The sequence below is a fragment of the Serratia sp. AXJ-M genome, from assembly GCF_046531865.1.
Lineage (GTDB): Bacteria > Pseudomonadota > Gammaproteobacteria > Enterobacterales > Enterobacteriaceae > Serratia > Serratia liquefaciens.
Map to the genome: position 1 here is coordinate 553,033 of NZ_CP059394.1, position 21,728 is coordinate 574,760.

Genomic DNA, 21,728 nt, shown 5'->3' on the forward strand with positions numbered 1-21,728 from the left:
CTGCGTTATTGTTTGGTCGCTGTAATAATATTTATTTGTTATCTCTTATAATAAAAACCCGATAATAACGGAGGTTTCTTTGGGTTAAAAACTCCGGCCTTGTACGTTATTTGAGCGGTTAATTACATTGTCTTGCATTGAATTACAGTTGAATACTTTTGTGGTGAAAAAGTCATCCTGTGGTGGATAATCTCAGGTTATGACATGAATTTTTATAACTTGCGTCATTTGCACACATCGGGTAATTGTTTATGCGTGGCTCAAGACCACCGTATTTATAACAATAATTTTTCGGGCAGGGGTAATAATGAGATATATAAAAACGCCAATATTCATTGGCGGCGTTGTGCTGTCGGCGTTATCCGCCGGCGCGCAGGCAGAAATCACCATTCTGGATAAAAACCCGCAAAGCAATGTGTTGCTGGCACCGCTGAGTTTGAAAGTTGGCGGCAGTATTCGCCCCGAGTGGATATTTAATAATGGCCCGGAGCCGGGATATTATAAAAATGGTCATGACGGCGGCACGCGCTTTCGCTTCAGCGGCGACTATGCGCTGACGCAGGATACCTCGGTTATCGGCTACTACGAGTGGGGCGTCGATCTGGCACACGCGCTGAGCTGGGACGGCCACTACAACGAAGACGGCAAACGCGACTATCAGCGCCAGCTGTACGGCGGCTTCAAAGATGACCGCTACGGCACCATAACCTTTGGCCACCAATACGGCATTTATTATTCGGTTGTCGGCATTAAAAGCGACGTCTGGGATAACGATGGTCATGCGGGCGGCACCGGCATTGGCATTTCCGGCGACTACGACGGCGGTAATAAACCGAAGAACAGCCTGAAATACACCAATGATTTTGGGCCGGTCACCTTATACGCCAACTATTTATTACCGGAAGACGATTTGCACACGGCGGATAATCTCATCTACCGCCGTAAAGGCGGCGGCGGGTTGGGGTTTGATTATAAGGCGACGAAGGAATTAACCTTCAGCGCGGCCTACAGCTACACCGACGCAAAAATCAAAGACAATCAATATAACGAGAAAGAGTATCACCAGCAGTTGTCCGGCACCGCGCTGACCTGGCAACCGAATAACTGGTATATCGTCGGGACCGCCAGCTATTACAAAGACTATGTGCCGAGCACCCGTGAACGTACCTCGTCGCATTATTTCGCCGGGAGCGGTTACGGGGTAGAAGGCTTTGTCGGTTATACCTTTAATATCGACAAGCCTTTCCTGAAATCGATCCAGCCTTATGTGGCCGCGGACTCGCTGCAATTGAAGGGCGGCGAGGAGTACCACGCCAATCACGTTTACCTTGGGGCGGGCACCACCATCGGCTACGGCCTGTCGGTGTATGTGGAACGGACGCTGGCCAACAGCAGCGACAACGAACCGGACTCCACCTGGGTGACGGTGTTCTACGACTTCTGATCGCTCCTGACAAACTTTCCAGGCCGGCCTCGTTGCCGGCTTTTTTGTCTGGTTATTTCACAGGGTGATCCAACCGCCCTGCGCCCTATCCGCCGCGGTTTTCTCCGCCAGATAGCGTGCCGGCGGTTTGCCGACGGCTTTGCGAAACATGGTGACGAAGCCACTGGCGCTCTCATAGCCCAGATCCAGCGCCACCCGCTGCACGGTCTCCCCCTTGGTCAGGCGTTGCAGCGCCAGCATCACGTGCAGTTGCCGTCGCCAGTGGCCAAAGCTCATGCCCATTTGCTGCTGCAGGGTGCGGTTGAGGGTGCGTTCGCTCATGCCGATGCGCTGAGCCCATTGGCTGAGGGTGGCTTTGTCCGCCGGATCGGCCAGCAGGCGCTCGGTCAGTTGGCGAATGCGCGCGTCATTGGAGACTGGCAAGTGCAGGTTCTCAATCGGCGCGGCGGCCAATTGATCCAAGAGTACGCCAATCAGCCGCCCTTCAGCGCCTTGCTCGTCATACAGCGGATCAAACCCGCTGGCCTGCAACAGCAGTTCGCGCAGCAACGGCGAAACGGCCAACGTACAGCAGTTGGTCGGCAACCCGGCGATGGCAGCCTGATCGACAAACAACGCGTAACATTCGGTGGCCCCGGTACCCTGAGCGTTATGCAGCACGTTGCTGGGCATCCAAAGCGCACACTGCGGCGGAACCAGCCACAGGCCGTTTTCCACTTCGCAGCGGATCATGCCGCGCATCGTATAAATCAGCTGCGCTTTTTGGTGCCGGTGATGGGCGACTTCCCAATCCTTGTTAACGGTGGAACCCTGCACGGCAAAAACCGCCCGGGGCACCCGATCGATATCGAAAAGGGGTGGAGTGACAAAAGGCATGAGAATAATTCTCAATTTGGCGCAAATGAAAAACATTATGTCCTGATTGTGCAATGTGGTCTAGTGCTTCCGCCGATAAAGTAAGCGCACGTTTCCGAACTCTTAGGAGAAATCTCATGTCATTAGATTCTGCAACCTTCCCACTGGTCTGGATGCGTCAGCAAGCCGCCGGCGAACCGAAAGATACCCTCGCCGAATTTGCCGAATTCAGCACCTTGCTGCAGCGTGAACAGCCGTTTGTGCTGCTTTGCGATCGTCGTATGGACGAAAGCGGTGAGCAGGATCGCGACGAGCGTACCCAGGTCGCCCTGTGGAAACGCGATCACCGTGAGGCGTTAGCGAAGTGGGTCAAAGGTATGGTGCTGATCGAGCCGGACGACATGCGCCGAAAGGCGGCGGAAGAGTTTGTCGATTTCGCCAGCCGTTTCTGGGGTTATCCGGTGATGGTGGTGGCCAGTGAGCAACAGGCCCATGAGCTGGCACAACGCCTGCTCGAGCAGCGGGAACAATAATCAATAAGGAAGCGCCATGTATCAGCAACAGGTAATTGCGCAACTGCTGGCCTGGATTGAAGCAAACCTCGACCAGCCGCTGACGCTGGACGATATTGCCGCCAAATCCGGCTACTCCAAATGGCATTTGCAGCGGCTGTTCAAGCAGTTGACCGGCCATATTCTGGGCACTTACGCCCGGCGCAGACGTTTGACCGCCGCCGCGCGTGAGCTGCGGCTCACCCATACCGGCGTGGCCTGCATTGCCGATAAGTACCAGTTCGATTCCCAGCAGACCTTCACCCGTTGCTTCAAAAAACAGTTCGGTTTGCCGCCGGCCGGCTATCGCCGCAGCGCGGATTGGTCCAGCCACGGCATGCAGCCGCCGCTACGGATGGCAGAAGGCCCATTGCCTCAGGGGAGTATTGTCACTCTGCCGGCCATGCAGCTGGTGGGGCGTACCCAGCGTCGCAGCTGCACTCTGGGGCAAATGCAGCATTCGAAAAATGAGCTGCGCCAGTACGTCTGGAACCAGGTGCTGCAACCCGAAGTCGCACCACCGGCGGTAGTCTACGGCCTCACCAGTCTGGAAGCGGACAACCGACAGCTTGATGGTCAACGCATGGCCTATACACTGGCGCTGGCAGATGAACAGGCCGAAGGGGAGCAGATCCTGATCGAGCAGGGCGATTACGCCAGCTTTACCTATCAGGGGCAGGTCGAAGAGTTGCCAAACTTCGTCGATCGCCTGTACGACTCCGCGATGCCCATGATGAAAGCTGTACGCCGTCCCGGGCAGGATATCGAGCGTTTTTACCCGGCACAGGGGGAGGTTTGTAATGCACGCGGTACGGCGATCCGCTGTGAATATCTGATCCCGATTCGCCGAACGTCACCGCCGGCCGCTGTGCTTTAACGGCAGTTTTCACAGAAAAACCTCTTCGTGCTGCACCAGGTTACAAAAAAGTTCGATATTGCGCTGGTAATGTTTCACACTTAGGCCGATGTGCACATATAATGCGCATCCGGTCATTTATGGCCGCATAACCTATATTGATAACTGCCAGTGGCCACTACCAACACGAAGATGAAAATGAGCATTCGCGCGTTACTAACCCTGTTTACGGCACTGGTGGCTTTCAGCCAGGCTGCCTTCGCCGTTGTATATCCGTTGCCTGCCAAAGACAGCCGTCTGGTGGGTGAGAACATCCAGATCACCGTACCGGAAGACAGCAAGCTGCCGCTGGAGAGCTTTGCCGCTCAATACCAGATGGGCCTGAGCAATATGCTGGAAGCCAACCCGGGTGTGGATCCTTTCCTGCCGAAAGCGGGCAGCACTCTGACCATCCCACAGCAGTTGATCCTGCCGGATGCGCCACGTGAAGGCATCATCATCAACAGCGCCGAGATGCGTCTGTACTACTACCCGAAAGGCACCAACACCGTGATCGTGTTGCCAATCGGTATCGGCCAGTTGGGCAAAGATACGCCACTGAACTGGACCACCACCGTGCAGCGCAAGAAAGACGGCCCAACCTGGACGCCAACCGCCAAGATGCGTGCGGAATACGCCGCGGACGGCGAGATCCTGCCTGCAGTATTCCCGGCTGGTCCGGACAACCCTATGGGGCTGTACGCGCTGTACGTTGGTCGTCTGTATGCGATCCACGGTACCAATGCCAACTTCGGTATCGGTCTGCGCGTGAGCCACGGTTGTGTGCGTCTGCGTGCTGACGACATCAAGTTCCTGTTCGAAAACGTTCCGGTCGGCACTCGCGTGCAGTTCATCAACGAGCCGATCAAAGCCAGCGTTGAGCCGGACGGTTCCCGTTACATTGAAGTGCACAACCCACTCTCTGCTAACGAAGAACAGCTGAAGTCCAAAGATCCGGTGCCGTTGACCATCTCTGCGCCAGTGGGCAAAGTGATGATGGACCCGGCGGTTAACCAGAGCGAAGTGGACGCGGCAATCAAAGCCCGTTCCGGTATGCCGGTTAAAGTGAACTGATTGATTCAGTCGCTGTAGAAAAGGCGCCTTAGGGCGTCTTTTTTTATGGCTAAAAAACACCGTTTTGCGCAGGCCTCCGCAGTTCTTTGCTTTTCGTTACCGCTGCCGCTGCCGCTTTAAAGGTCCGGTACTGTTAGCAAAAAACAGATTTTTTCGTTGCCTTAAACGGACATCGCGAAGCTGTAGGTGGGCCAAATTGCGACAGGAAACTGTCGGGAGGCCCGTCGCTGAAACTTCTTTTCTCTGGTGCAAAAACGCGGTCTGGAGATCTTGCTGTAGAGTGTCAGAATAATCACAGCTTACCTGCCTATACATCACCGCTATAAGTCCTTCCTGGTAATTATTCCTCAAAAAATCATCGTTAATTAATTGGTTATATATCCCCTCCGACCAGTGATTGCCTGAGAAAAAACTCTCAAAACCTCTGTATTGTGAAAATAAGATCACACAAACGTAACAAAAGATAAACATAGGCTCTCTATATTGGCTGCTTTGCTTTTGGGAGGGAGTGCCATGCGTAACTGGAACGAGCCGAAAAAGAACAAAGCGCACATCGAACTGATCCCGATGATCGACGTGATGATGTTTTTGCTGGTGTTTTTTGTGTTGATTAGCCTGAACGTGATCCCGGCCCTTGGGCTGAAGACTCAGTTGCCGTCCGCCGGTAGCGCTCAGCAATTGAAGCCGCAGAAGAAGGCGATCATTACCCTGGGCGCGGAGGAGCAACTGCAGCTCGACGGCCAGCCGATAGCGCTGAGCGCGCTGGTCAGCACGCTGAAGCAACAGCAGCAGGAGAACCAGACCACCACCATTATCGTTAACAGCGACAAAGGCGTTGCGGTAGAGCGCTTGGTCGCGGTGATGGATAACCTGCGCCAGGGCGGTTTCTTCTCCGTCTCCATCGCCACACGGAAGCTGTGACATGTATCTGCTCTATCGCTCACGTCACCTTTTCAGCTGGTTGCCGGCGCTGATCGTCGCGGGCTGCGTGCTGTTCGCCAGCCAACAGGCGGCGCTGAAAATTCAGCCGCGCTATGACGAAACCGCCATGGAGCTGGCATTGGTCGAACCGGAACCTCAGCCACAGCCGGAACCGGAGCCGCCGGTGGAAACCCCGCCGCAACCCGAGCCACCGCCGCCGGAACCTGAGCCCCTTCCTGAACCTGTGGTGCCTGCACCTGAGCCGATTGTCGAGGCCAAACCAGTGCCCAAGCCACAGCCGAAACCCAAACCCAAGCCGGTGAAAGAGAAAGCCAAGCCGGTGGAAAAGGCCAGGCCCGCCGCGGTGCCGGCAGCGCCGAGGACCTTGGTCAGCAAGCCCGCCGCACAGCCCGTTCCGCCGGCTCCAGCGGCACCGAAGGTGAACGTGCAGGCAATCGAAAACGGTTATCTGCAGGCATTGCGCCATGAGCTGGAGCAGCGCAAGCGCTATCCCAGCGGGCGGCAGGCTTCGCTTGAACGGCCGCAGGGCAACGTCGAGGTGTGGCTGGAGGTGGATCGCAGCGGTCGGGTGATCTCTTCCGGCATCACCAATAAGGCCTCCAGCATGCTGCTCAACCGTGCGGCGCTGAGCAGTTTGCAAAGTATCAGCCAGGTGAAGCCGTTCCCAACTGAGGCTTTCAACGGGCAGACAACCAAAAGATTTTCAGCCACGTTCAATTATCAGGCGCCTTGATGCCTGGCATAACAGTTTGATTTTTATGGGATGGAAACAATGAAATCTTTCAATCGATCTGGGATTTATCTGGCAGTGATGTCGGCGATGTTACCGGGTGCCGTGCTGGCGGCGGACTCGACCGACGTCGGCACCATCAACGTTAAGGGGCAGTCGCTGGGCGGCGGCATGATGGTGCAGGAGGACAGCGCCAAGTCGCGTTCCACCGTCACCAAAGAGGCGATGGATAAAATGCCGGCGGCGGCCAACGCCATCGACAAGCTGAAATACACGCCGGGCCTGAACGTCAACAGTAACGACGCCAGCGGCCTGAGCGGCGTCGATTACACCATGCGCGGCATGAGCTCCGATCAAATCGGCCTGTCGATGGACGGGATCCCGATCAACGACTCCGGCAACTATGCGGTTTACCCGAACCTGCTGGGTGATTCTGAGAACCTGGGGGAAGTGTTCGTCACCCAGGGCTCCTCGGAAGCCGACGGCCCGCACATCGGCTCCAGCGGCGGCAATATTGGCCTGGTGACGCGGCGTCCGTCTAAAGACTTCGGCGGCTTCGTCAAACAGACGCTGGGCAGCAACAACCTGAGCAAAACCTTTGCCCGTCTGGAGACCGGTGAGTACAACGGCTTCAGCAACTGGATCTCCTATTCGCACACCGAGGCCAAAAAGTGGCGCGGGGAAGGGCGCTTGTACTCCAACAAGTTCGAGATGAACTCGTTGTATGAGGACGGCAACGGCAACAGTAGCAACCTGATCATGAAGTACAACCAGCAAAATAACGTTAACTACAACACCCTGAGCAAAGCGCAGTTTGCGGAGGACCCCCGTGGCGATTATGACACCACGCCGTCCTACAACAACCGGGGCCAACTGACTCGCTATTACAAGCTCAACCGTAATCCGTTCGAGAATTTCAACCTGACGTTCACCCAGAAGCTGCAGCTGCGCGACAACCTGGCGTTAACCCTGCAACCCTATTACTACTGGGGGAACGGCGGCAGCTTCAGCGGCCAGAGCGCGTCGGTACTGTCCAGTACCTCGGATCGGGCCGGTCAGTATGACCTCAGCAACTTGCAGTCCAACACCTATTACCGTCCTTCCTGGACCCAGACCTGGCGGCCGGGCATCACCACCAAGCTGAAGTGGGACATCAACGATCAGCACAGCCTGGATATCGGCTACTGGTTTGAACGTGCGCGTCAGTCGCAGACCCAGCCGTTTATCGGCATCAAGGACGACGGCAACCCGCAGCAGCTCTCGGGTAAACCGGGCGGTTCCGATCAGGTGAAGGACGCCAACGGCAAAACCGTGCAGGGGCGTAACCAGTACACCATTACCCCGGCGCAAAAAGTGTGGCTGCAGGACACCTGGTTCGCGACGCCGGACTGGACCTTCGTCGGCGGGCTGGCCTATCAGTACGTTGAACGAAAAGGCGATAACAAGGGCAGCCTGTATAACGTGCCGGAAAAGCGTGATGCCAAATACCATGAATTCCTGCCGAACTTCAGCGCCAGCTACAAGCTGAACCCGGAAAACCAGGTGTTCTATAACCTGACGCGCAACATGCGCACCCCGCCAAACTACGTGTTGTACAACGTCGGCGATTCGCTTAGCACCAAGCCTGAACTGAGCTGGAACCATGAGCTGGGCTGGCGTTTCGAGCGTGAAGATATGCTGCTGAGCGCCTCGCTGTTCTACTTGCGCTACAGCGACCGTCAAATCTCTACCACCAATCCGGACGGTGACTACGAGATGATGAATATCGGCAACGTAGAGAACAAAGGGCTGGAACTGGAGTGGAGCGGCCAACTGCCGCATAACTTCAACTACTACACCTCGTACACCTATACCGAGTCCAAGCAGAAGAGCGACATTGTCAGCAACGGCGGCCTGCCGCTGCCGACCAGCGGTAAAGAAGTGCCGAACGTGCCGAAAAACCTGCTTAACGTGACCCTGGGTTATGACGACGGTTTGTATTACAGCAGCGTGAGCGGCAAGTACGTCAGTTCGTTCTACGGCGACCTGACCAATGACGAGAAGATTGGCGGCCGGACGGTATTCGATCTGGCGGCGGGGGTGCATTTGCCGGTGGACAAGAAGATCGTCAAGAGCGCGGCGCTCCGCTTCGGCATCAGCAACCTGTTTGACAAGGAGTACCTGACTTCGGTGCGCTCCACCACCTTCAACGCCGCGCCTTATAACGGCGTAAGGGCCAGCACGCCTTACTACAACGTCGGGGAAGAACGTACCTTCAGCGTATCGCTGGAAGCCACCTTTTAACTATTTATACCCTATGGCTTTCAAGTTGCAGCCAGGCGGCCAACTCGCTCATCCCCAGGCGCTTACTTAAGTAAGTAACTGGGGTGAGCGAGTGCAGGTAACAACGCTGCGGCTTGAAAGACGACGGGTAAGAGGACTGAACGATGAATGCCAATCTGCTACACGACATTATTTTCTACGTGATGTACGCCGCGCTGGCGATTGCACTGGTGATCATTATCGAACGTGCGTTGTATTTCGCCTATACCCAACGCCAGGCGCGTCGACTGGAGCAGGCGCTGACGTTGGATGTGCACCGCACGGCCGATCTGCCGGATGAGTTGACCCAGCGCAGCAGCCTGCCGCTGGCGGTAATTTCACCGGTGCTGGAGCAAAAACACCGTGCCGGTGACCGCGAGGCGATCGGTGATTTGATCGACGCTCAGTATTTGTTGAGCAAGCCGCTGATGGCACGGGGCCTGTGGTTGCTGGAAACTATCGTTACCGCGGCACCGCTGTTGGGGCTGCTGGGTACGGTGATGGGGATTATCGAAACCTTTAAGGCACTGGCTGCCTCGGGAGTGTCCGAGCCGAGCCTGGTTTCTGCCGGGATGGGCACCGCGTTGTACGCTACCGGACTGGGTATCGCCATCGCGCTGCTGTGCCTGGTGGGGAACAACTATCTGCAAAGCCGCATGGAGCGCATTAACGAACTGTTGAAGGTGCTGCTGATCCGCGCCGGTGCGCCGGGCAGCCGCCCGGAAAACGGCAGCCGCGAGCAACGGGTTGACAGCGAGGTGCCGCGCTATGCCTAATGGCCGTCATTCACGGTGGCCATTAGGCCGCCTTTACACTGCGTTATGGGGTGGTTGCCTGTTGATGTTGAGCCAGAATGCGGCGGCGCGCTTTGAAATTCCCGGCTACGAGCTGGTGTATACCGCACCGGTAGAAACCGCGTTGCAGGCGGATGACCTGCGCAACACTGCCGAAGTGTGGCAGCAGATGTTTGATGCGGCGAAAACCCGCATCGATCTGGGCCAGTTCTACGTGGCGAACCAACAGGGTTCGCTGCTGGATGGCGTGCTGCAGCATCTTAAAGCGGCGGGGGAACGTGGGGTAAAAATTCGTTTCCTGATGGAGGAGAAGGGCATCCGCATTTCTACTCCCGAAACGCTGGAACAGCTTAAGGCGATCCCGAATCTGGAGCTGCGTATCATCCCTTACCAGCGGCTGAGCGGCGGCATTCTGCATGCCAAATACCTGCTGGTGGACGGTGAACAGGCGTTTGTCGGCAGTCAGAACTTTGACTGGCGCGCGCTGGCGCACATCCATGAAACCGGGCTGCGCATCAGCGATGCCAGTGTGGTGCGGCAGATCCAGGCGATCTTCGAACAGGATTGGCAGGCGCAGGCGTTGCTGGCGGCGGAAAAACCGGTGCCCCAGCTGACGCCCCAACCCACGGTTGAACCGCTGCAGAGCAATTACCTGGTCGCCAGCCCGCGTGCCTACAACCCGGCGGGCGTGATTGATTCGCAGCTTGAGCTGCCGCGCCTGTTGGCTTCAGCCAGGCAGCGAGTGCGGGTACAGGTGATGGACTACGCGCCGTTGTCTTTTGGCCCGGACCGCACCCGGCCTTACTACGCGGTGATCGATAACGCCCTGCGCAGCGCTGCCGCGCGCGGTGTGCAGATTGAGCTGATGGTCGCTAACTGGAATACCAAAAAGCCGGATATCGCCTGGCTGAAAAGCCTGGCGCTGGTGCCGAATGTGCAGGTGAAAGTGGTCACCATTCCACCGGCAAGCAGCGGGTTTATCCCGTTTGCCCGAGTGATCCACAGTAAAATCATGACCATCGACGGCGAGATCGCCTGGGTGGGCACCAGCAACTGGACCGGTGGCTATCTGGACAATTCGCGCAATCTGGAGATTGTGCTGCACGACGTGAACATGAGCCAGCGGCTGGACAAGCTGTACAGCCAACTGTGGGACAGCCTTTACGCCGAACCGCTGAAACTGGATTACGACTACCCGACGCCCAAACCGGGCGGTGAGTCCTGAGATTGTCGGCAAATCCTCGTCAAGACTGAACCGGTAGGGTCGAACAGGTTCGACCCGATTTACCCCTTTTAATGCTGCGCCTCTACTCTTGGCTTTGCCGGATTATTTCCGCCAGCCGCTTTTTTCCAGTGCCGTCAGCAACTGTTCGGCGCTCAGTCCTTCCGCCCGATGGCCATTGCCGGAAACGGTATTGGCGGCCAGCAGGGCATTGATAATTGCCTCTTCCACCGCTTCTGCAGCTGCGGCAAACAGCTCGGAGATGTAATCGTTGTTCACCATGCGCAGCGGGGTGGTAAAGGCCCCTTTGTTGGCGTAGTCGGCAGGGGGGAGGCCGTCATTGCCGGTGGCAAAGGCGATAAAAATGTCGCCGCTCGAGTCTTCGGTACCGCCGCCGGTGCGGGCAATGCCGATGCTGGCGCGTTGGGCCAGACGGGTGCATTGGTGCGGCAACAGCGGGGCGTCGGTGGCCAGGGTGACGACGATCGACCCCATGCCCGGGTGCGGCAGCTGCGGTGTAAACGGCGAGTGAATATGTGCCAAATGACGGCCCACCGGATAACCGCCCACCAGCAGCGACGCGCGTTTGCCGTGGTTGGCCTGCACGATGGCACCGACCGTCCAGCCACCGCGATCGGCAGGCAGGCGGCGCGAAGCGGTGCCGATGCCGCCCTTGAACTCATGGCAGATCATGCCGCTGCCGCCACCGACCGCACCTTCCTGGGGTAATCCTTCGTGTGCCGCCTGCAGTGCTTGCCGCACATGTTCAGGCTTGACGTGAAAACCGTTGATGTCGTTGAGCAGGCCATCGAAGGTTTCCATTACCACCGGCATATTCCAGTACACCGCGTCGTCGGCCGGCAGCGCTTCACGTTCCAGCGCGATCAGGCTGTCACGTACCACGCCGACGCTGTGGGTGTTGGTGAAGGCGATTGGACTGGTGAGCAGGCCGGCTTCACGGATCCACTCCAACCCGGTGGCATCGCCGTTGCCGTTAAGCACATGTACGCCGGCAAAGCAGGGGGATTGCCGGGCCTGGCCGGCACGCGGTTCGATCACCGTGACGCCGGTACGCACGCTGCGCCCGTCGGCCAAATCGGCGTGGATGCTGGCGTGGCCGACGCGAACGCCGGGCACGTCGGTGATGGCGTTCAGCGGGCCGGCAACGCCGTGGCCGATTTTAATGCCCAAATCCTGAGCGCGCTGCGACATGGTTATTCTCCTTCAATTGAGGGTTCAACGTGCGGGATAGCCTGCCGGGTGCGCATATAGCTCAGCAGCAGCCCAAAGCAGAGGATACCGGCAATGATAATAAAGTCTTTCAGGCTGCTGGCGATCAAAATTGTCCATAACACATACAGGCAGCCGATCAGCGCGATCGCCACCGGCAGCGGCCACAGCGGCATCAGATACGGGTGGTGGAAACGTACGCGGCGGCGACTGATCAGCGCGGCGACGGCCATGATGATGTACACCAGCAGCAGCAGGATCACGGTAAATGAGGTCAGATCGCCGAGGTTGGAGCAAAAGGCCAACAGCGCCGAGGGAATACCGAACAGCAGAGTGGCAATCCACGGCGTGCCGAAACGCGGATGGATGATTTTCAGCGCCCGGTTCACCTGCGGCAGCCAAAAACCGTCACGCCCGCTGGAGAACATCATGCGGCTAAACTGCGCCACGATGGCGATAATGGCGTTGAACACCGACAGGTAAATCGCGCCGCTGACCACCCGCGCCAGCGTCGGCCCACCCAGTTGGCTGACCACGTAGCCGACCGGATCGGCCTGTTTGGCCATTTCCGCCAGGGACGGCGCGCCAATCAGCAAAGCGGTGAAGGGCAGCAGCTCGACCAGTACCACGATCGCCAACGTCAGCATGATGGCGGTGGCCATGGGTTTGCCCTGCTCGCGCATGTCCTCCGCCATATACACCGCGGCACCGTAGCCGTTATAGGAAAACAGCGCGACGCCGACCATGGCGACGATCAGCGGTACGGAAACCGGTGCCAACACGCCTTCGGGGTTTAGCATCACCGGCGCGACGAGGATGTCCGCACTTTGGTGCGGAGTGCTGAAACCCAACCAGGCGATTAGCCCCAGCACCGCGATTTCAACCACCAAAAAGGTGCCGGTCAGCAGCGCATTGGCCTTGATGTTGAAAATGGCGCAGGCTCCGCCGATCAAGATGGTGATCATCCCGGCGGTAGAGGCGTCGAACTGAGTCCCCAGCGCGGTGTTCAAATAAGGCACGGCACCGGTGGCCAGCACCGCCGGTACGAACAGCGCGGCACTGAGAATAAACAGGTAAGTTTGCAGCCCGCACAGGGTGCCGAACAGGCGTTTGATAATGCTGTATTCGCCCCCGGCGCTGGGATGCGCCGCACCGAGTTCGGCGTAGCACAGGGCAATAGTGGCGGCGATAAAGGCAGCGATCAGAAATGAGATAAAGGCACCGCTACCGGCGCTGGCGATCGCCAGCGGAGCAATAACGAAAATTGAGCTGGCGGGCGTGACGCCGGAGGCGGTAATCATCACCACGTCGAGGACGCTGAGATTACCTTTGAATTTGTGTTCTGGTGTGGGCTCAGTCATTCAAAACTCCATTAACGCGTTAGTGGGTTATTTTGCGGGCGGCGATCGTGCGGTAGAGCCTTGCGATGGCATGCCGCTGCCCGGGCCTGATTAAATGGAGCGCGTGGAAAACGAGGCGAATTTCTTCGCCTCTAAAAAATCATTATGATTATTATGAAATTACCCTTGCCCGGACGGGAAGCTGAAGGTGGCATGCTGGGCGTCATGGGAAGAAGGCCAGCGCTGGGTTATGGTTTTGCGCTTGGTGTAGAACCTGACGGCATCCGGGCCGTAGGCGTGCAGGTCGCCAAACAGCGAGCGTTTCCAGCCGCCGAACGAGTGATAAGCCACCGGAACCGGCAGCGCAACGTTGATCCCCACCATACCGACCTGAATATGACTGGAAAAAAAACGCGCCGCCTCGCCGTCGCGGGTGAACAGGCAGGTCCCGTTGCCGTACTCGTGGGCGTCTATCATCGCCATCGCCTCTTTCAGCGATCCGACCCGAACCACCCCCAGCACCGGGCCGAAGATCTCCTCCTGATAAATCCGCATGCCCGGTCGCACGTGGTCAAACAGCGTTGGGCCAAGGAAATAACCCTGGCTGATTTGCCCGCTGTCGTCCCGCACCGCCAGCTCGCGACCGTCGACCACCAGGGTAGCTCCCTCCTCAACACCCTGATCGATATAGCCTTTCACTTTCTCATAATGCTGTTGGGTGACCAGCGGCCCCATGTCGTTGCGGTTATCGTTACCGGCACCGACCCGCATGGCCGCCATTTGCCGCTGCAACCCGGCAACCAACGCGTCGGCCGTGCCGTCTCCCACCGCCACCACCAGCGGGATGGCCATGCAGCGTTGTCCGCAGGAGCCGAACGCCGCACCCATCAGCGCACTGACGCTGCCGGCGATGTCGGCATCCGGCAGCACCACAGCATGGTTCTTCGCGCCGCCCAGCGCCTGCACCCGTTTGTTCTGGCCACAACCGGTGTGATAGATGTGCTCCGCTACCGGCGTAGAGCCGACAAAGCTGACGGCTTTGACCCGGGGATCGTGCAGCAGGGTGTCCACCGCCTCGCGGTCGCCGTTGACCAGGTTCAGCACTCCCGGCGGCAGCCCGGCTTCGGACGCCAGTTGAGCGATATACAGCGTGGAGGAAGGGACGCGTTCGGAAGGTTTCAACACAAAGGTGTTGCCGCACACCACCGCCATTGGCCACATCCACAGCGGTACCATCGCCGGGAAGTTAAACGGCGTGATGCCTGCCACCACTCCCAGCGGTTGAAACTCGCTCCAGCTGTCGATGCCCGGCCCGGCATCCTTGCTGTGTTCGCCTTTCAGCAATTCCGGCGCATAGCTGGCGTACTCAATATTCTCGATGCCGCGCTGCAGTTCGCCCATGGCGTCGCTGAGCACTTTGCCATGTTCGGCGGTGATCAACCGGCAGATGGCATCGGCATGCTGTTCCAGCAGCGTTTTTAGACGCATCATCACCCTGGCCCGCTTTAGCGGTGGCGTATCGCGCCAGGCTGGGTAGGCTTGCTCGGCGGCGTCGATGGCGCTTTCTACCGTGGCGCGGTCGGCCAGTAACACCTCCTGATGCGACAGCCCGGTAGCCGGATCGTAAACCGGCTGGCTGCGGGTTCCGCCGGTGGCGGACTGGCCGTTGATCCAATGTGCAATTGGCATGGCTTGCGCTCCTTTATTATTCGGTTGCGTTGATAGCGTCGCCGAGGGCGTTGATCAGCGAGTCGATCTGCGCCTCGCTGCTGATAAACGGCGGCGCCAACTGCAGGGTGTCGCCGCCATAGCGGACATAAAACCCGCTTTCCCAGCAGCGCATCGCCACTTCATACGGCCTGCGTGCCGCTTCGCCCGGTCGGGCCGCCAGCGTGATACCCGCCGCCAGACCGAAGTTGCGAATGTCGCTGACGTGGTTGCTGCCCTGTAAGCTGTGCACCGCACGTTCGAAATAGGGGGCCAGCGCCTGCACCCGTTCGATCATCTGTTCGCGTTCAATGATATCCAGCGTCGCCAGCCCCACCGCACAGCTGACCGGATGGGCGGAGTAGGTGTAGCCGTGCGGGAATTCGAGCAAATATTCCGGTTCATCGGTGGCCATGAAGGCCTGGTAAATCTCGGGTCGAACTACCACGGCCCCCATCGGCTGTGCGCCGTTGGTGACCTGTTTGGCAATATTCATGATGTCCGGCGTGACGCCGAATGCCTCGGCGCCGGTCAATGCGCCGCAGCGGCCGAAGGCGGTGATCACTTCGTCAAAAATCAGCAGAATATTGTGTTGAGTGCAGATCTCGCGGATGCGTTGCAGATAACCGACCGGCGGTACGATCACCCCGGCCGAGCCGGAGAAGGGTTCGACAATCACCGCGGCGATGGTCGAGGCGTCACGCAGTGCGATGATGCGGTTGAGTTCTTCCGCAAGCTCGGCGCCCTGCTCGGGCATGCCGCGCGAAAAGGCATTTCCCGCCAGTTGGGTATGGGGCAGGTGGTCCGCTTCGGCGCTGGCGCCAAAGGCTTTACGATTGCCGGCAATGCCGCCCACCGCGATGCCGCCAAAGTTAACGCCGTGGTAGCCCTTCTCGCGACCGATAAAACAGGTTTTACCCGCCTGGCCCTTGGCTCGCCAATAGGCACGCGCCATTTTTAACGAAGTGTCTGCCGCTTCGGAGCCGGAACCGGTGAAAAACACATAGTCCAGTCCGGCCGGGGTCATGGCCTTGATTTTGTTCGCCAGCTCGAAAGATAAGGCATGGCCGAACTGAAACGCCGGGGAATAATCCAATCGGGAAAGTTGCCGGTGAGCGGCATCGGCAATTTCCTGGCGGCCATGGCCCAATCCGCAACACCACAACCCGGATAACCCGTCAAAAATCTTGCGACCGTCCTGGCTGGTATAATAAACGCCTTGCGCGTGGCTTATCATTCTCGGGTTGGCTTTAAAATTACGGTTGCCGGTAAAGGGCATCCAATGTGCTTCTAACCATTCACGGTCGGCTTTATTTTCACGTTGATTTAAATCAGCCATTTTTCCCTCCGAGGGGGAGAATAGGTACGGTTAATTAACTATGCCCGTCATCTTTTAAATTGCAGCGTTGTTATCTGCACCAGCTCAGCCCAGTTACTTACTTGAGTAAGCACCTGTGCTGAGTGAGCTGGCCGCCTGGCTGCAACTATAAAAGCTAAAGGGTATAAATAAACGTGTTAATGAATTGTTGAGTGAAATTGACTATGTTCTGCTTCTTCACTAATGTGAATAATCATATGTCGAAACTTACTTAAGGTTTTATGCAAGTAAAAAAACGCGCATTGTTGGGCCAGTTATCGGATATGGATCTGCGGTTGCTGCGGGTATTTAAGGCGGTGGTCGACTGTGGCGGCATGAGCGCCGCCGAGCTGGAGCTGAATATCAGCCTGTCGACCATCAGCAAACATATCAAGGATTTGGAACAGCGACTGGGCCTGACGCTGTGCCACCGCGGGCGCGAGGGGTTTGCGGTCACTGACGAAGGGCTGCTGATATATCAGGAAACCGTGAATCTGTTGGCGGCGACCGAGGCCTTTCGCCGTGGGGTGGATGATGTGCATCAACGCCTGGGTGGGCAGCTGCACGTGGCGATATTCGACCATACCGTCAGTAATCCTCAGGCGCATATCGGCCGGGCGATTGCCTTATTCAGCGAGCAGGCCCCGGATGTCTCTTTGCAAATGTATGTGGAACCGATAAATACCATTGAACGCGGCGTCATTGACGGCCAATTTCAAATTGGCATTATTCCCATGCACCGCAGTGCGGAAAGTTTATCTTATAGTTCGTTATTTCATGAGAGGATGTTCTTATATTGTGGCGCGCAGCATGAATTATTTTCCGCTAACCATGAAATACTGAATTGGGATCTGTTGCACAATTATGCCTTTGCCGGATTAGGCTACCATTCGCCGAATATGGAACTGAGCCTGCAGCAGCATTTACATCGCAAGGCAACGGGGTTTGCCCAGGAGTCGATCGCGACCCTAATTCTTTCCGGTAAGTACGTCGGCTTTCTTCCCGACCACTATGCGGCGTTTTTTGTCGCGCAAAATATGATGCGCGCCATCAAACCGACGCTGTTCCGTTATCACTGCGAATATTCCAGCGTGCTGCGGCGTTCGCCCAGCCCGCAGCGGGTGGTCAAGCTGTTCCACGAATGCCTGCTGGCGGCTCATGGAACAGCTTGATGTTTACTGATCTTTCTTCTTGCCAAAAATCTTGATCAGCAAGCCGACCAGGATGCCAATCGCGATGCCGGTGAAAATCCAGCTGATGATGCCCATGTCCAATCTCCCGCTATTACTTTGATCTGATTATATAATCATTCGATGCGGAATGCGCCTTCGATCATCTGCTGCCGCTGCGGCGCGCTGTAGTCGATCAGCGAGTTTTTGCTGTTGGATTTTGCCAGCGTCACTGCCAGTTCGTCGGCGGAAATCGGCAGGTCATCCTGCCAGAAACTGGCGATGGCATTGCGGGTAATAAAGTCGATCAGGTAGCGTTCCGGGCTGTCATGCTGCTCGGGGAACAGGCGGGCGGCAAGCTCAGCCATCAGCGCCCGCTGCTGCGGTTGTTCGCTTTTCGCCAGCAGTTCGAGGAACGGCAGCAGCAGGCGACCGCAGACCTGGCCGTGGTGATAATCGCGCAGGGCGCCAATCTCGCCGGCGATGCCGTGGATCACTCCCAGCCCAGCGGCGCTCAGCGTCAGGCCGCCAAGGTAAGAGGCTTGCATAATCGCCTCGAGAGCCTCGGCGCTGCGGTTGAGCGCAGGCCAGGCCTGCAGGAAGTGGCGAATGCCGGTCAGCGACATCTCGCGCGTCATGGTATTGGCGGTTTTGGACAGATAGGCCTCGAACAGGTGGGTAAAGGCGTCGATGGCGCAGTAGGCCAGCACCTTGTCCGGTGACCCTTGCAGCAGTTGCGGATCCAGGATGGCGGTGTGCGGCACAAAGTTGTTATGGCGCAGCGAGGCTTTCACCTTGCTCACCTGGGTGTCGGTGATCACCGCATTCTGCGTGACTTCACTGCCGGTACCGGCGGTGGTCGGGATGGCAATGAGCGGCAGGGTTGCACCGCTGATTTTTGTGTCGCCGATCTTTTCCATATAGCGCAGGGTGGGCAACGGGTGCTCGACCAGCGCGGCAAAGGCCTTGGCAGCATCCAGCACGCTACCGCCGCCAATGGCTACCACGCGTCTTACCTTGCCGCGCCAGCGCGCGACCCAGGCGTCTATCTCTTGCGGTGAAGCCTCGTGACTGACGATTTCGGTGCCGAGCAGCAGTGGCGTCAATGCGTCTGCCAGTGAGGAATACACCGCGCCATTGAGGAATGATCGGCAGCTAAACAGCAGCGTCGGCTGTGGCTCGGCGGTCAGTAGCGGGATCAGTTGGCTGATGCTGCCGTGGCCGAACCAGGTCTGGCGGTTGGCAATGGTCAGGCTGGTAGTCATGTTCTCTCCTTGGCACGCGAAAACCACAGCATAAGCCAGCCTCTGCGGCTGAACCACTGCTTTTCGCTGCCTGAAAGGGATTCCGTTAATATATTAATCCAGCCTCGTTCGGCCACGCCGCAATAATCTGGCGAAGGTGTGATTTGTTTAACATGTAAACGATTCTGCTGTTGCATTTGGCGCTATTGAGTGTTTTCTATAACAAACAGGCCACGGCGTAGCCGGAATAAAGTGATTGTTAATTTATTAATGATGGCGGGGCGAAGATGAATATTCAGGTGGAACGGTTATCCGCAGTGATAGACGCAGTCGCAACCCAAGGTTTCTATCCCAACCTGTTGGCCTGGCTGGAAGGGTTCTTCGCCTTTGATAGCGCCATTGTTTACGCGTTTGAACGCGGCCTGGCGCCACGTTGCCTGATCAAAACCGAGCGAGAAAACAGTGACGCGGTCAATCAGCTCTATCAACAGGGCGCTTACCTGCAGGATCCGTTTTACCAGGCGCTGAATGATGGCGGCGGCGGCGAGGTGCTGACCCTGCGCCAGTTGGCTCCCTGCGGCTTCTACCATACTGATTATTACCGTAACTTTTACCGCAAGACCGGCTGGCATGATGAAGCCGGCGTGCTGCTGCCTCTGACGCCGGAACGCGGGTTGGGGGTGTTTTTCGGCTCGGCGCGCCAGTCGGTGGGGGTGCGTTATCCGCAGTTGGCTGAGTTGCGTGATGCGCTGACGCTGCTCAAGAGCATCGCGCGGCTGCATGGCGAAGTGGTCGTCGCCCCGGCAGAACCAGAAAGGGTGACGGATCGTGCGGTGCAGGCACGTTATCTGTTGACGCCGCGCGAGCGCGAAATAGTGGATCTGATCCTGGACGGCTGCGGCTCGCAGCAAATTGCCGATCGGCTGTTCATCAGCCTGGGAACGGTGAAAAACCACCGCAAGAATATCTACAGCAAGCTGGCGATCGGTTCGCAGGCCGAACTGTTCAATCTGCTGTTGGCCACCCCGCTGCGCCGCAGCGCCTGAGTGTTAATTATTTGTTGCGAATGTCCCTAAAGGGACATGGCGACGTCGCGCCCACCTCCTGATAATCCGATGTTATGGCATAGGGTCTTCGGGAGTGCGACAGTGAACAATAATATCGAATCGTTAACCTACTACGCGGCAACCAAAAAATACGATCTGCGCTTTCCTACGCTGGAAGAAGATCTGGACGTTGACGTGGTGATCATCGGCGGTGGTTTCTCCGGCATCAATACTGCCCTGGAGTTGGCTGAGCGCGGCATCACCAATATCGCCATACTCGAAGGGCGCTACCTGGGCTACGGCGGCACCGGCCGCAACGGCGGGCAGGTGATGGCCGGTATCGGTCACGATCTGGAAAAAATCAAACGCCACGTCGGCCCCTCCGGGCTGGAAACCATCTTCAAAATCAGCAACCTCGGCGCCGGGATTATTCGTGAGCGCATCAAGAAGTACGCGATTGATGCCGATTTCTGTTTTGGCTACGGCTACCTCGGCAGCAATGCACGCCAGGAGAAAACCCTGCGCAGCTGGCTGAAGGAATTCAAGGCGGTATCACCGGATGAAGAGATTGAACTCTACACCGGCGCAGAGGTGAAACAGGTCGTGGGGTCAGATGCCTATACCTGCGCATTGAAACACATGGGCGGCGGCCACGTGCATTCGCTCAACCTGCTGTTGGGCGAGGCGAAGGCGCTCAGCGGCTACGGCGTGAAAATCTTCGAAAACAGCAGCGTGCTGGGCGTGGAATACGGTTCGCGCATTAAGGTGCGCACCGCCATGGGCTCAGTACGTGCCAACAAGATGCTGTGGGCGTGCAACGGTTTCCTCAACGGCATGGAGCCGTTCATCTACAACAAAACCATCAATACCTACGCGTTCCAACTGGCGACCGAACCCTTGCCTGAAGAACTGATCCGCCAGATCAGCCCGATCCGCGGTGCCTACAGCGATATCCGCCCGGTGATCGATTACTACCGGGTGACCAATGAAAACCGGCTGCTGTTTGGCAGCGCCACCCGCTTGATCGAATACATCCCGTCGGATCTTAAGGCCTGGAACCGCAACCTGATGCTGAAAGTGTTCCCGTATCTGCATGACGTGAAGATCGATCTGGCCTGGGGCGGGCCGCTGTGTTGCAGCGCCAACCTGTTCCCGCAGATCGGCACCTTGCCGCAGCATGACAACGTGTTTTATGTGCAGGGCTATTCCGGCTTTGGCGTAACGCCGAGTCATATCGTTTGCAAAGTGTTGGCAGAGGGCATGAGCGAAGGATCGGATCGTTACGATCTGATGAGTTCGATTCCGCACGTCAATATCTTCGGTAAAGACAAGCTACGACGGGTAATGACCACCGCCGGCAAGGTTTGGCACCAGACGTCCGGCTACTGGAAAGGTCGTCGCTAATTTTTATCACAGGAGAGAAATATGAAACCATTACTGCTTAAGCAACCGCTGCCTGAACTGTTGGACATTGGCAGCGTCAGCAACCTGGGCGCCACGGTGATCGCCGGTGAGCCAAACGTCGGGGTGGCGAGCCTTTTCGGTGAGCCGACCGATAACCTGAACTGCGGTGTTTTCAGCTGCACGCGCGGCACCTTTGTAATGGAGTATCCGTTCTCCGAACACGCCACGGTGTGGGAGGGTAGCGCGACGCTGACCGACGAAAAGACCGGTAAATCCGTGCAGTATCAGGCCGGGGATTCGTGGTTTGTCGAAAAAGGCACCCCGGTACGCTGGGAGATCACCTCGGATCGTTTTGTAAAACATTACCTGGCGATCGTCGAAGGCTGATCGTTAACTGGCCCCTCTCCGCCGGGAGAGGGGTAT

General features: G+C 57.4%; 19 protein-coding genes. 13 read left to right on the forward strand and 6 right to left on the reverse strand.

Features of this window, described 5'->3' with window-relative positions; translation table 11 throughout:
• Window positions 1–307: 307 nt before the first annotated feature.
• Complete coding sequence (locus tag H0S68_RS02565) at window positions 308–1,444, forward strand: porin (protein ID WP_410529134.1); 1,137 nt, start codon at window positions 308–310, stop codon at window positions 1,442–1,444.
• A gap of 57 nt (window positions 1,445–1,501) precedes the next feature.
• Here H0S68_RS02565 and H0S68_RS02570 read toward each other — a convergent pair whose 3' ends face one another.
• Window positions 1,502–2,320, reverse strand: coding sequence for an AraC family transcriptional regulator (locus H0S68_RS02570; protein ID WP_242506279.1), 819 nt, complete (start codon window positions 2,318–2,320; stop codon window positions 1,502–1,504).
• 116 nt (window positions 2,321–2,436) lie between these two features.
• Between H0S68_RS02570 and H0S68_RS02575 the strand changes: the two genes are divergently transcribed.
• From H0S68_RS02575 to H0S68_RS02610, 8 genes are all read left to right on the forward strand, one after another.
• Entirely contained in the window at window positions 2,437–2,832 is a 396-nt protein-coding gene (locus H0S68_RS02575; protein WP_020825052.1) for a hypothetical protein, read from the forward strand.
• A 16-nt stretch (window positions 2,833–2,848) separates the two neighbouring features.
• Window positions 2,849–3,727 carry a helix-turn-helix domain-containing protein gene (locus tag H0S68_RS02580; RefSeq protein WP_020825053.1) on the forward strand — a complete coding sequence of 293 codons (879 nt, stop codon included), beginning with the start codon at window positions 2,849–2,851 and terminating at the stop codon, window positions 3,725–3,727.
• Between the two features lie 171 nt (window positions 3,728–3,898).
• On the forward strand, window positions 3,899–4,819 hold the full coding sequence (locus H0S68_RS02585) for a L,D-transpeptidase family protein (RefSeq protein WP_041414166.1): 921 nt from the start codon (window positions 3,899–3,901) through the stop codon (window positions 4,817–4,819).
• Between the two features lie 513 nt (window positions 4,820–5,332).
• Window positions 5,333–5,740 carry an ExbD/TolR family protein gene (locus H0S68_RS02590; protein WP_020825056.1) on the forward strand — a complete coding sequence of 136 codons (408 nt, stop codon included), beginning with the start codon at window positions 5,333–5,335 and terminating at the stop codon, window positions 5,738–5,740.
• 1 nt (window position 5,741) lies between these two features.
• The gene (locus H0S68_RS02595; protein WP_261104353.1) at window positions 5,742–6,494 is read left to right on the forward strand and encodes an energy transducer TonB; all 753 of its coding nucleotides are present in this window, start codon (window positions 5,742–5,744) and stop codon (window positions 6,492–6,494) included.
• A gap of 39 nt (window positions 6,495–6,533) precedes the next feature.
• Window positions 6,534–8,774 carry a TonB-dependent receptor family protein gene (locus H0S68_RS02600; protein WP_048762874.1) on the forward strand — a complete coding sequence of 747 codons (2,241 nt, stop codon included), beginning with the start codon at window positions 6,534–6,536 and terminating at the stop codon, window positions 8,772–8,774.
• A gap of 143 nt (window positions 8,775–8,917) precedes the next feature.
• Window positions 8,918–9,568, forward strand: a complete 651-nt coding sequence (locus tag H0S68_RS02605) for a MotA/TolQ/ExbB proton channel family protein (RefSeq protein WP_130016135.1) — start codon at window positions 8,918–8,920, stop codon at window positions 9,566–9,568.
• Window positions 9,561–10,811 (forward strand): phospholipase D-like domain-containing protein, encoded by a 1,251-nt coding sequence (locus H0S68_RS02610; protein ID WP_142816013.1) that lies wholly within the window; start codon window positions 9,561–9,563, stop codon window positions 10,809–10,811. The genes H0S68_RS02605 and H0S68_RS02610 overlap by 8 nt, the downstream gene beginning before the upstream one ends.
• Before the next feature lie 102 nt (window positions 10,812–10,913).
• On the opposite strand, the gene H0S68_RS02615 is transcribed toward H0S68_RS02610, so the two are convergent.
• The 4 genes from H0S68_RS02615 to H0S68_RS02630 all read right to left on the reverse strand — a co-directional run bounded on the left by H0S68_RS02615 (window position 10,914) and on the right by H0S68_RS02630 (window position 16,424).
• A complete protein-coding gene (locus tag H0S68_RS02615; protein ID WP_142816012.1) occupies window positions 10,914–12,020 on the reverse strand; it encodes a P1 family peptidase in 1,107 nt (368 codons plus the stop codon).
• 2 nt (window positions 12,021–12,022) lie between these two features.
• Window positions 12,023–13,399: an APC family permease gene (locus H0S68_RS02620; RefSeq protein WP_020825063.1), complete on the reverse strand. Its 1,377-nt coding sequence runs from the start codon at window positions 13,397–13,399 to the stop codon at window positions 12,023–12,025.
• Window positions 13,400–13,558: 159 nt separating this feature from the next.
• Window positions 13,559–15,067 (reverse strand): CoA-acylating methylmalonate-semialdehyde dehydrogenase, encoded by a 1,509-nt coding sequence (locus tag H0S68_RS02625; protein WP_130016138.1) that lies wholly within the window; start codon window positions 15,065–15,067, stop codon window positions 13,559–13,561.
• Window positions 15,068–15,083: 16 nt separating this feature from the next.
• On the reverse strand, window positions 15,084–16,424 hold the full coding sequence (locus H0S68_RS02630) for an aspartate aminotransferase family protein (protein ID WP_116691336.1): 1,341 nt from the start codon (window positions 16,422–16,424) through the stop codon (window positions 15,084–15,086).
• A 260-nt stretch (window positions 16,425–16,684) separates the two neighbouring features.
• Here H0S68_RS02630 and H0S68_RS02635 point away from each other — a divergent pair, with 260 nt between their 5' ends.
• Window positions 16,685–17,614 (forward strand): LysR family transcriptional regulator, encoded by a 930-nt coding sequence (locus H0S68_RS02635; RefSeq protein ID WP_020825066.1) that lies wholly within the window; start codon window positions 16,685–16,687, stop codon window positions 17,612–17,614.
• A 134-nt stretch (window positions 17,615–17,748) separates the two neighbouring features.
• Here the strand turns inward: H0S68_RS02635 and H0S68_RS02640 are convergent, their stop codons facing one another.
• Entirely contained in the window at window positions 17,749–18,876 is a 1,128-nt protein-coding gene (locus H0S68_RS02640) for an iron-containing alcohol dehydrogenase (RefSeq protein WP_142816009.1), read from the reverse strand.
• A gap of 266 nt (window positions 18,877–19,142) precedes the next feature.
• Here H0S68_RS02640 and H0S68_RS02645 point away from each other — a divergent pair, with 266 nt between their 5' ends.
• From H0S68_RS02645 to H0S68_RS02655, 3 genes are all read left to right on the forward strand, one after another.
• Window positions 19,143–19,901 (forward strand): response regulator transcription factor, encoded by a 759-nt coding sequence (locus H0S68_RS02645; protein WP_410529135.1) that lies wholly within the window; start codon window positions 19,143–19,145, stop codon window positions 19,899–19,901.
• 102 nt (window positions 19,902–20,003) lie between these two features.
• A complete protein-coding gene (locus H0S68_RS02650; RefSeq protein ID WP_020825070.1) occupies window positions 20,004–21,305 on the forward strand; it encodes an NAD(P)/FAD-dependent oxidoreductase in 1,302 nt (433 codons plus the stop codon).
• Window positions 21,306–21,326: 21 nt separating this feature from the next.
• Window positions 21,327–21,692 carry a cupin domain-containing protein gene (locus tag H0S68_RS02655; RefSeq protein ID WP_129983279.1) on the forward strand — a complete coding sequence of 122 codons (366 nt, stop codon included), beginning with the start codon at window positions 21,327–21,329 and terminating at the stop codon, window positions 21,690–21,692.
• Window positions 21,693–21,728 lie beyond the last annotated feature (36 nt).

Coding starts and splice junctions, on each gene's coding strand:
- H0S68_RS02600 (WP_048762874.1), top strand. CDS start 6,534: ATGAAATCTTTCAATCGATCTGGGATTTATCTGGCAGTGATGTCGGCG.
- H0S68_RS02640 (WP_142816009.1), bottom strand. CDS start 18,876: ATGACTACCAGCCTGACCATTGCCAACCGCCAGACCTGGTTCGGCCAC.
- H0S68_RS02605 (WP_130016135.1), top strand. CDS start 8,918: ATGAATGCCAATCTGCTACACGACATTATTTTCTACGTGATGTACGCC.
- H0S68_RS02575 (WP_020825052.1), top strand. CDS start 2,437: ATGTCATTAGATTCTGCAACCTTCCCACTGGTCTGGATGCGTCAGCAA.
- H0S68_RS02645 (WP_410529135.1), top strand. CDS start 19,143: ATGAATATTCAGGTGGAACGGTTATCCGCAGTGATAGACGCAGTCGCA.
- H0S68_RS02595 (WP_261104353.1), top strand. CDS start 5,742: ATGTATCTGCTCTATCGCTCACGTCACCTTTTCAGCTGGTTGCCGGCG.
- H0S68_RS02580 (WP_020825053.1), top strand. CDS start 2,849: ATGTATCAGCAACAGGTAATTGCGCAACTGCTGGCCTGGATTGAAGCA.
- H0S68_RS02585 (WP_041414166.1), top strand. CDS start 3,899: ATGAAAATGAGCATTCGCGCGTTACTAACCCTGTTTACGGCACTGGTG.
- H0S68_RS02565 (WP_410529134.1), top strand. CDS start 308: ATGAGATATATAAAAACGCCAATATTCATTGGCGGCGTTGTGCTGTCG.
- H0S68_RS02630 (WP_116691336.1), bottom strand. CDS start 16,424: ATGGCTGATTTAAATCAACGTGAAAATAAAGCCGACCGTGAATGGTTA.
- H0S68_RS02625 (WP_130016138.1), bottom strand. CDS start 15,067: ATGCCAATTGCACATTGGATCAACGGCCAGTCCGCCACCGGCGGAACC.
- H0S68_RS02620 (WP_020825063.1), bottom strand. CDS start 13,399: ATGACTGAGCCCACACCAGAACACAAATTCAAAGGTAATCTCAGCGTC.
- H0S68_RS02615 (WP_142816012.1), bottom strand. CDS start 12,020: ATGTCGCAGCGCGCTCAGGATTTGGGCATTAAAATCGGCCACGGCGTT.
- H0S68_RS02610 (WP_142816013.1), top strand. CDS start 9,561: ATGCCTAATGGCCGTCATTCACGGTGGCCATTAGGCCGCCTTTACACT.
- H0S68_RS02590 (WP_020825056.1), top strand. CDS start 5,333: ATGCGTAACTGGAACGAGCCGAAAAAGAACAAAGCGCACATCGAACTG.
- H0S68_RS02570 (WP_242506279.1), bottom strand. CDS start 2,320: ATGCCTTTTGTCACTCCACCCCTTTTCGATATCGATCGGGTGCCCCGG.
- H0S68_RS02655 (WP_129983279.1), top strand. CDS start 21,327: ATGAAACCATTACTGCTTAAGCAACCGCTGCCTGAACTGTTGGACATT.
- H0S68_RS02635 (WP_020825066.1), top strand. CDS start 16,685: ATGCAAGTAAAAAAACGCGCATTGTTGGGCCAGTTATCGGATATGGAT.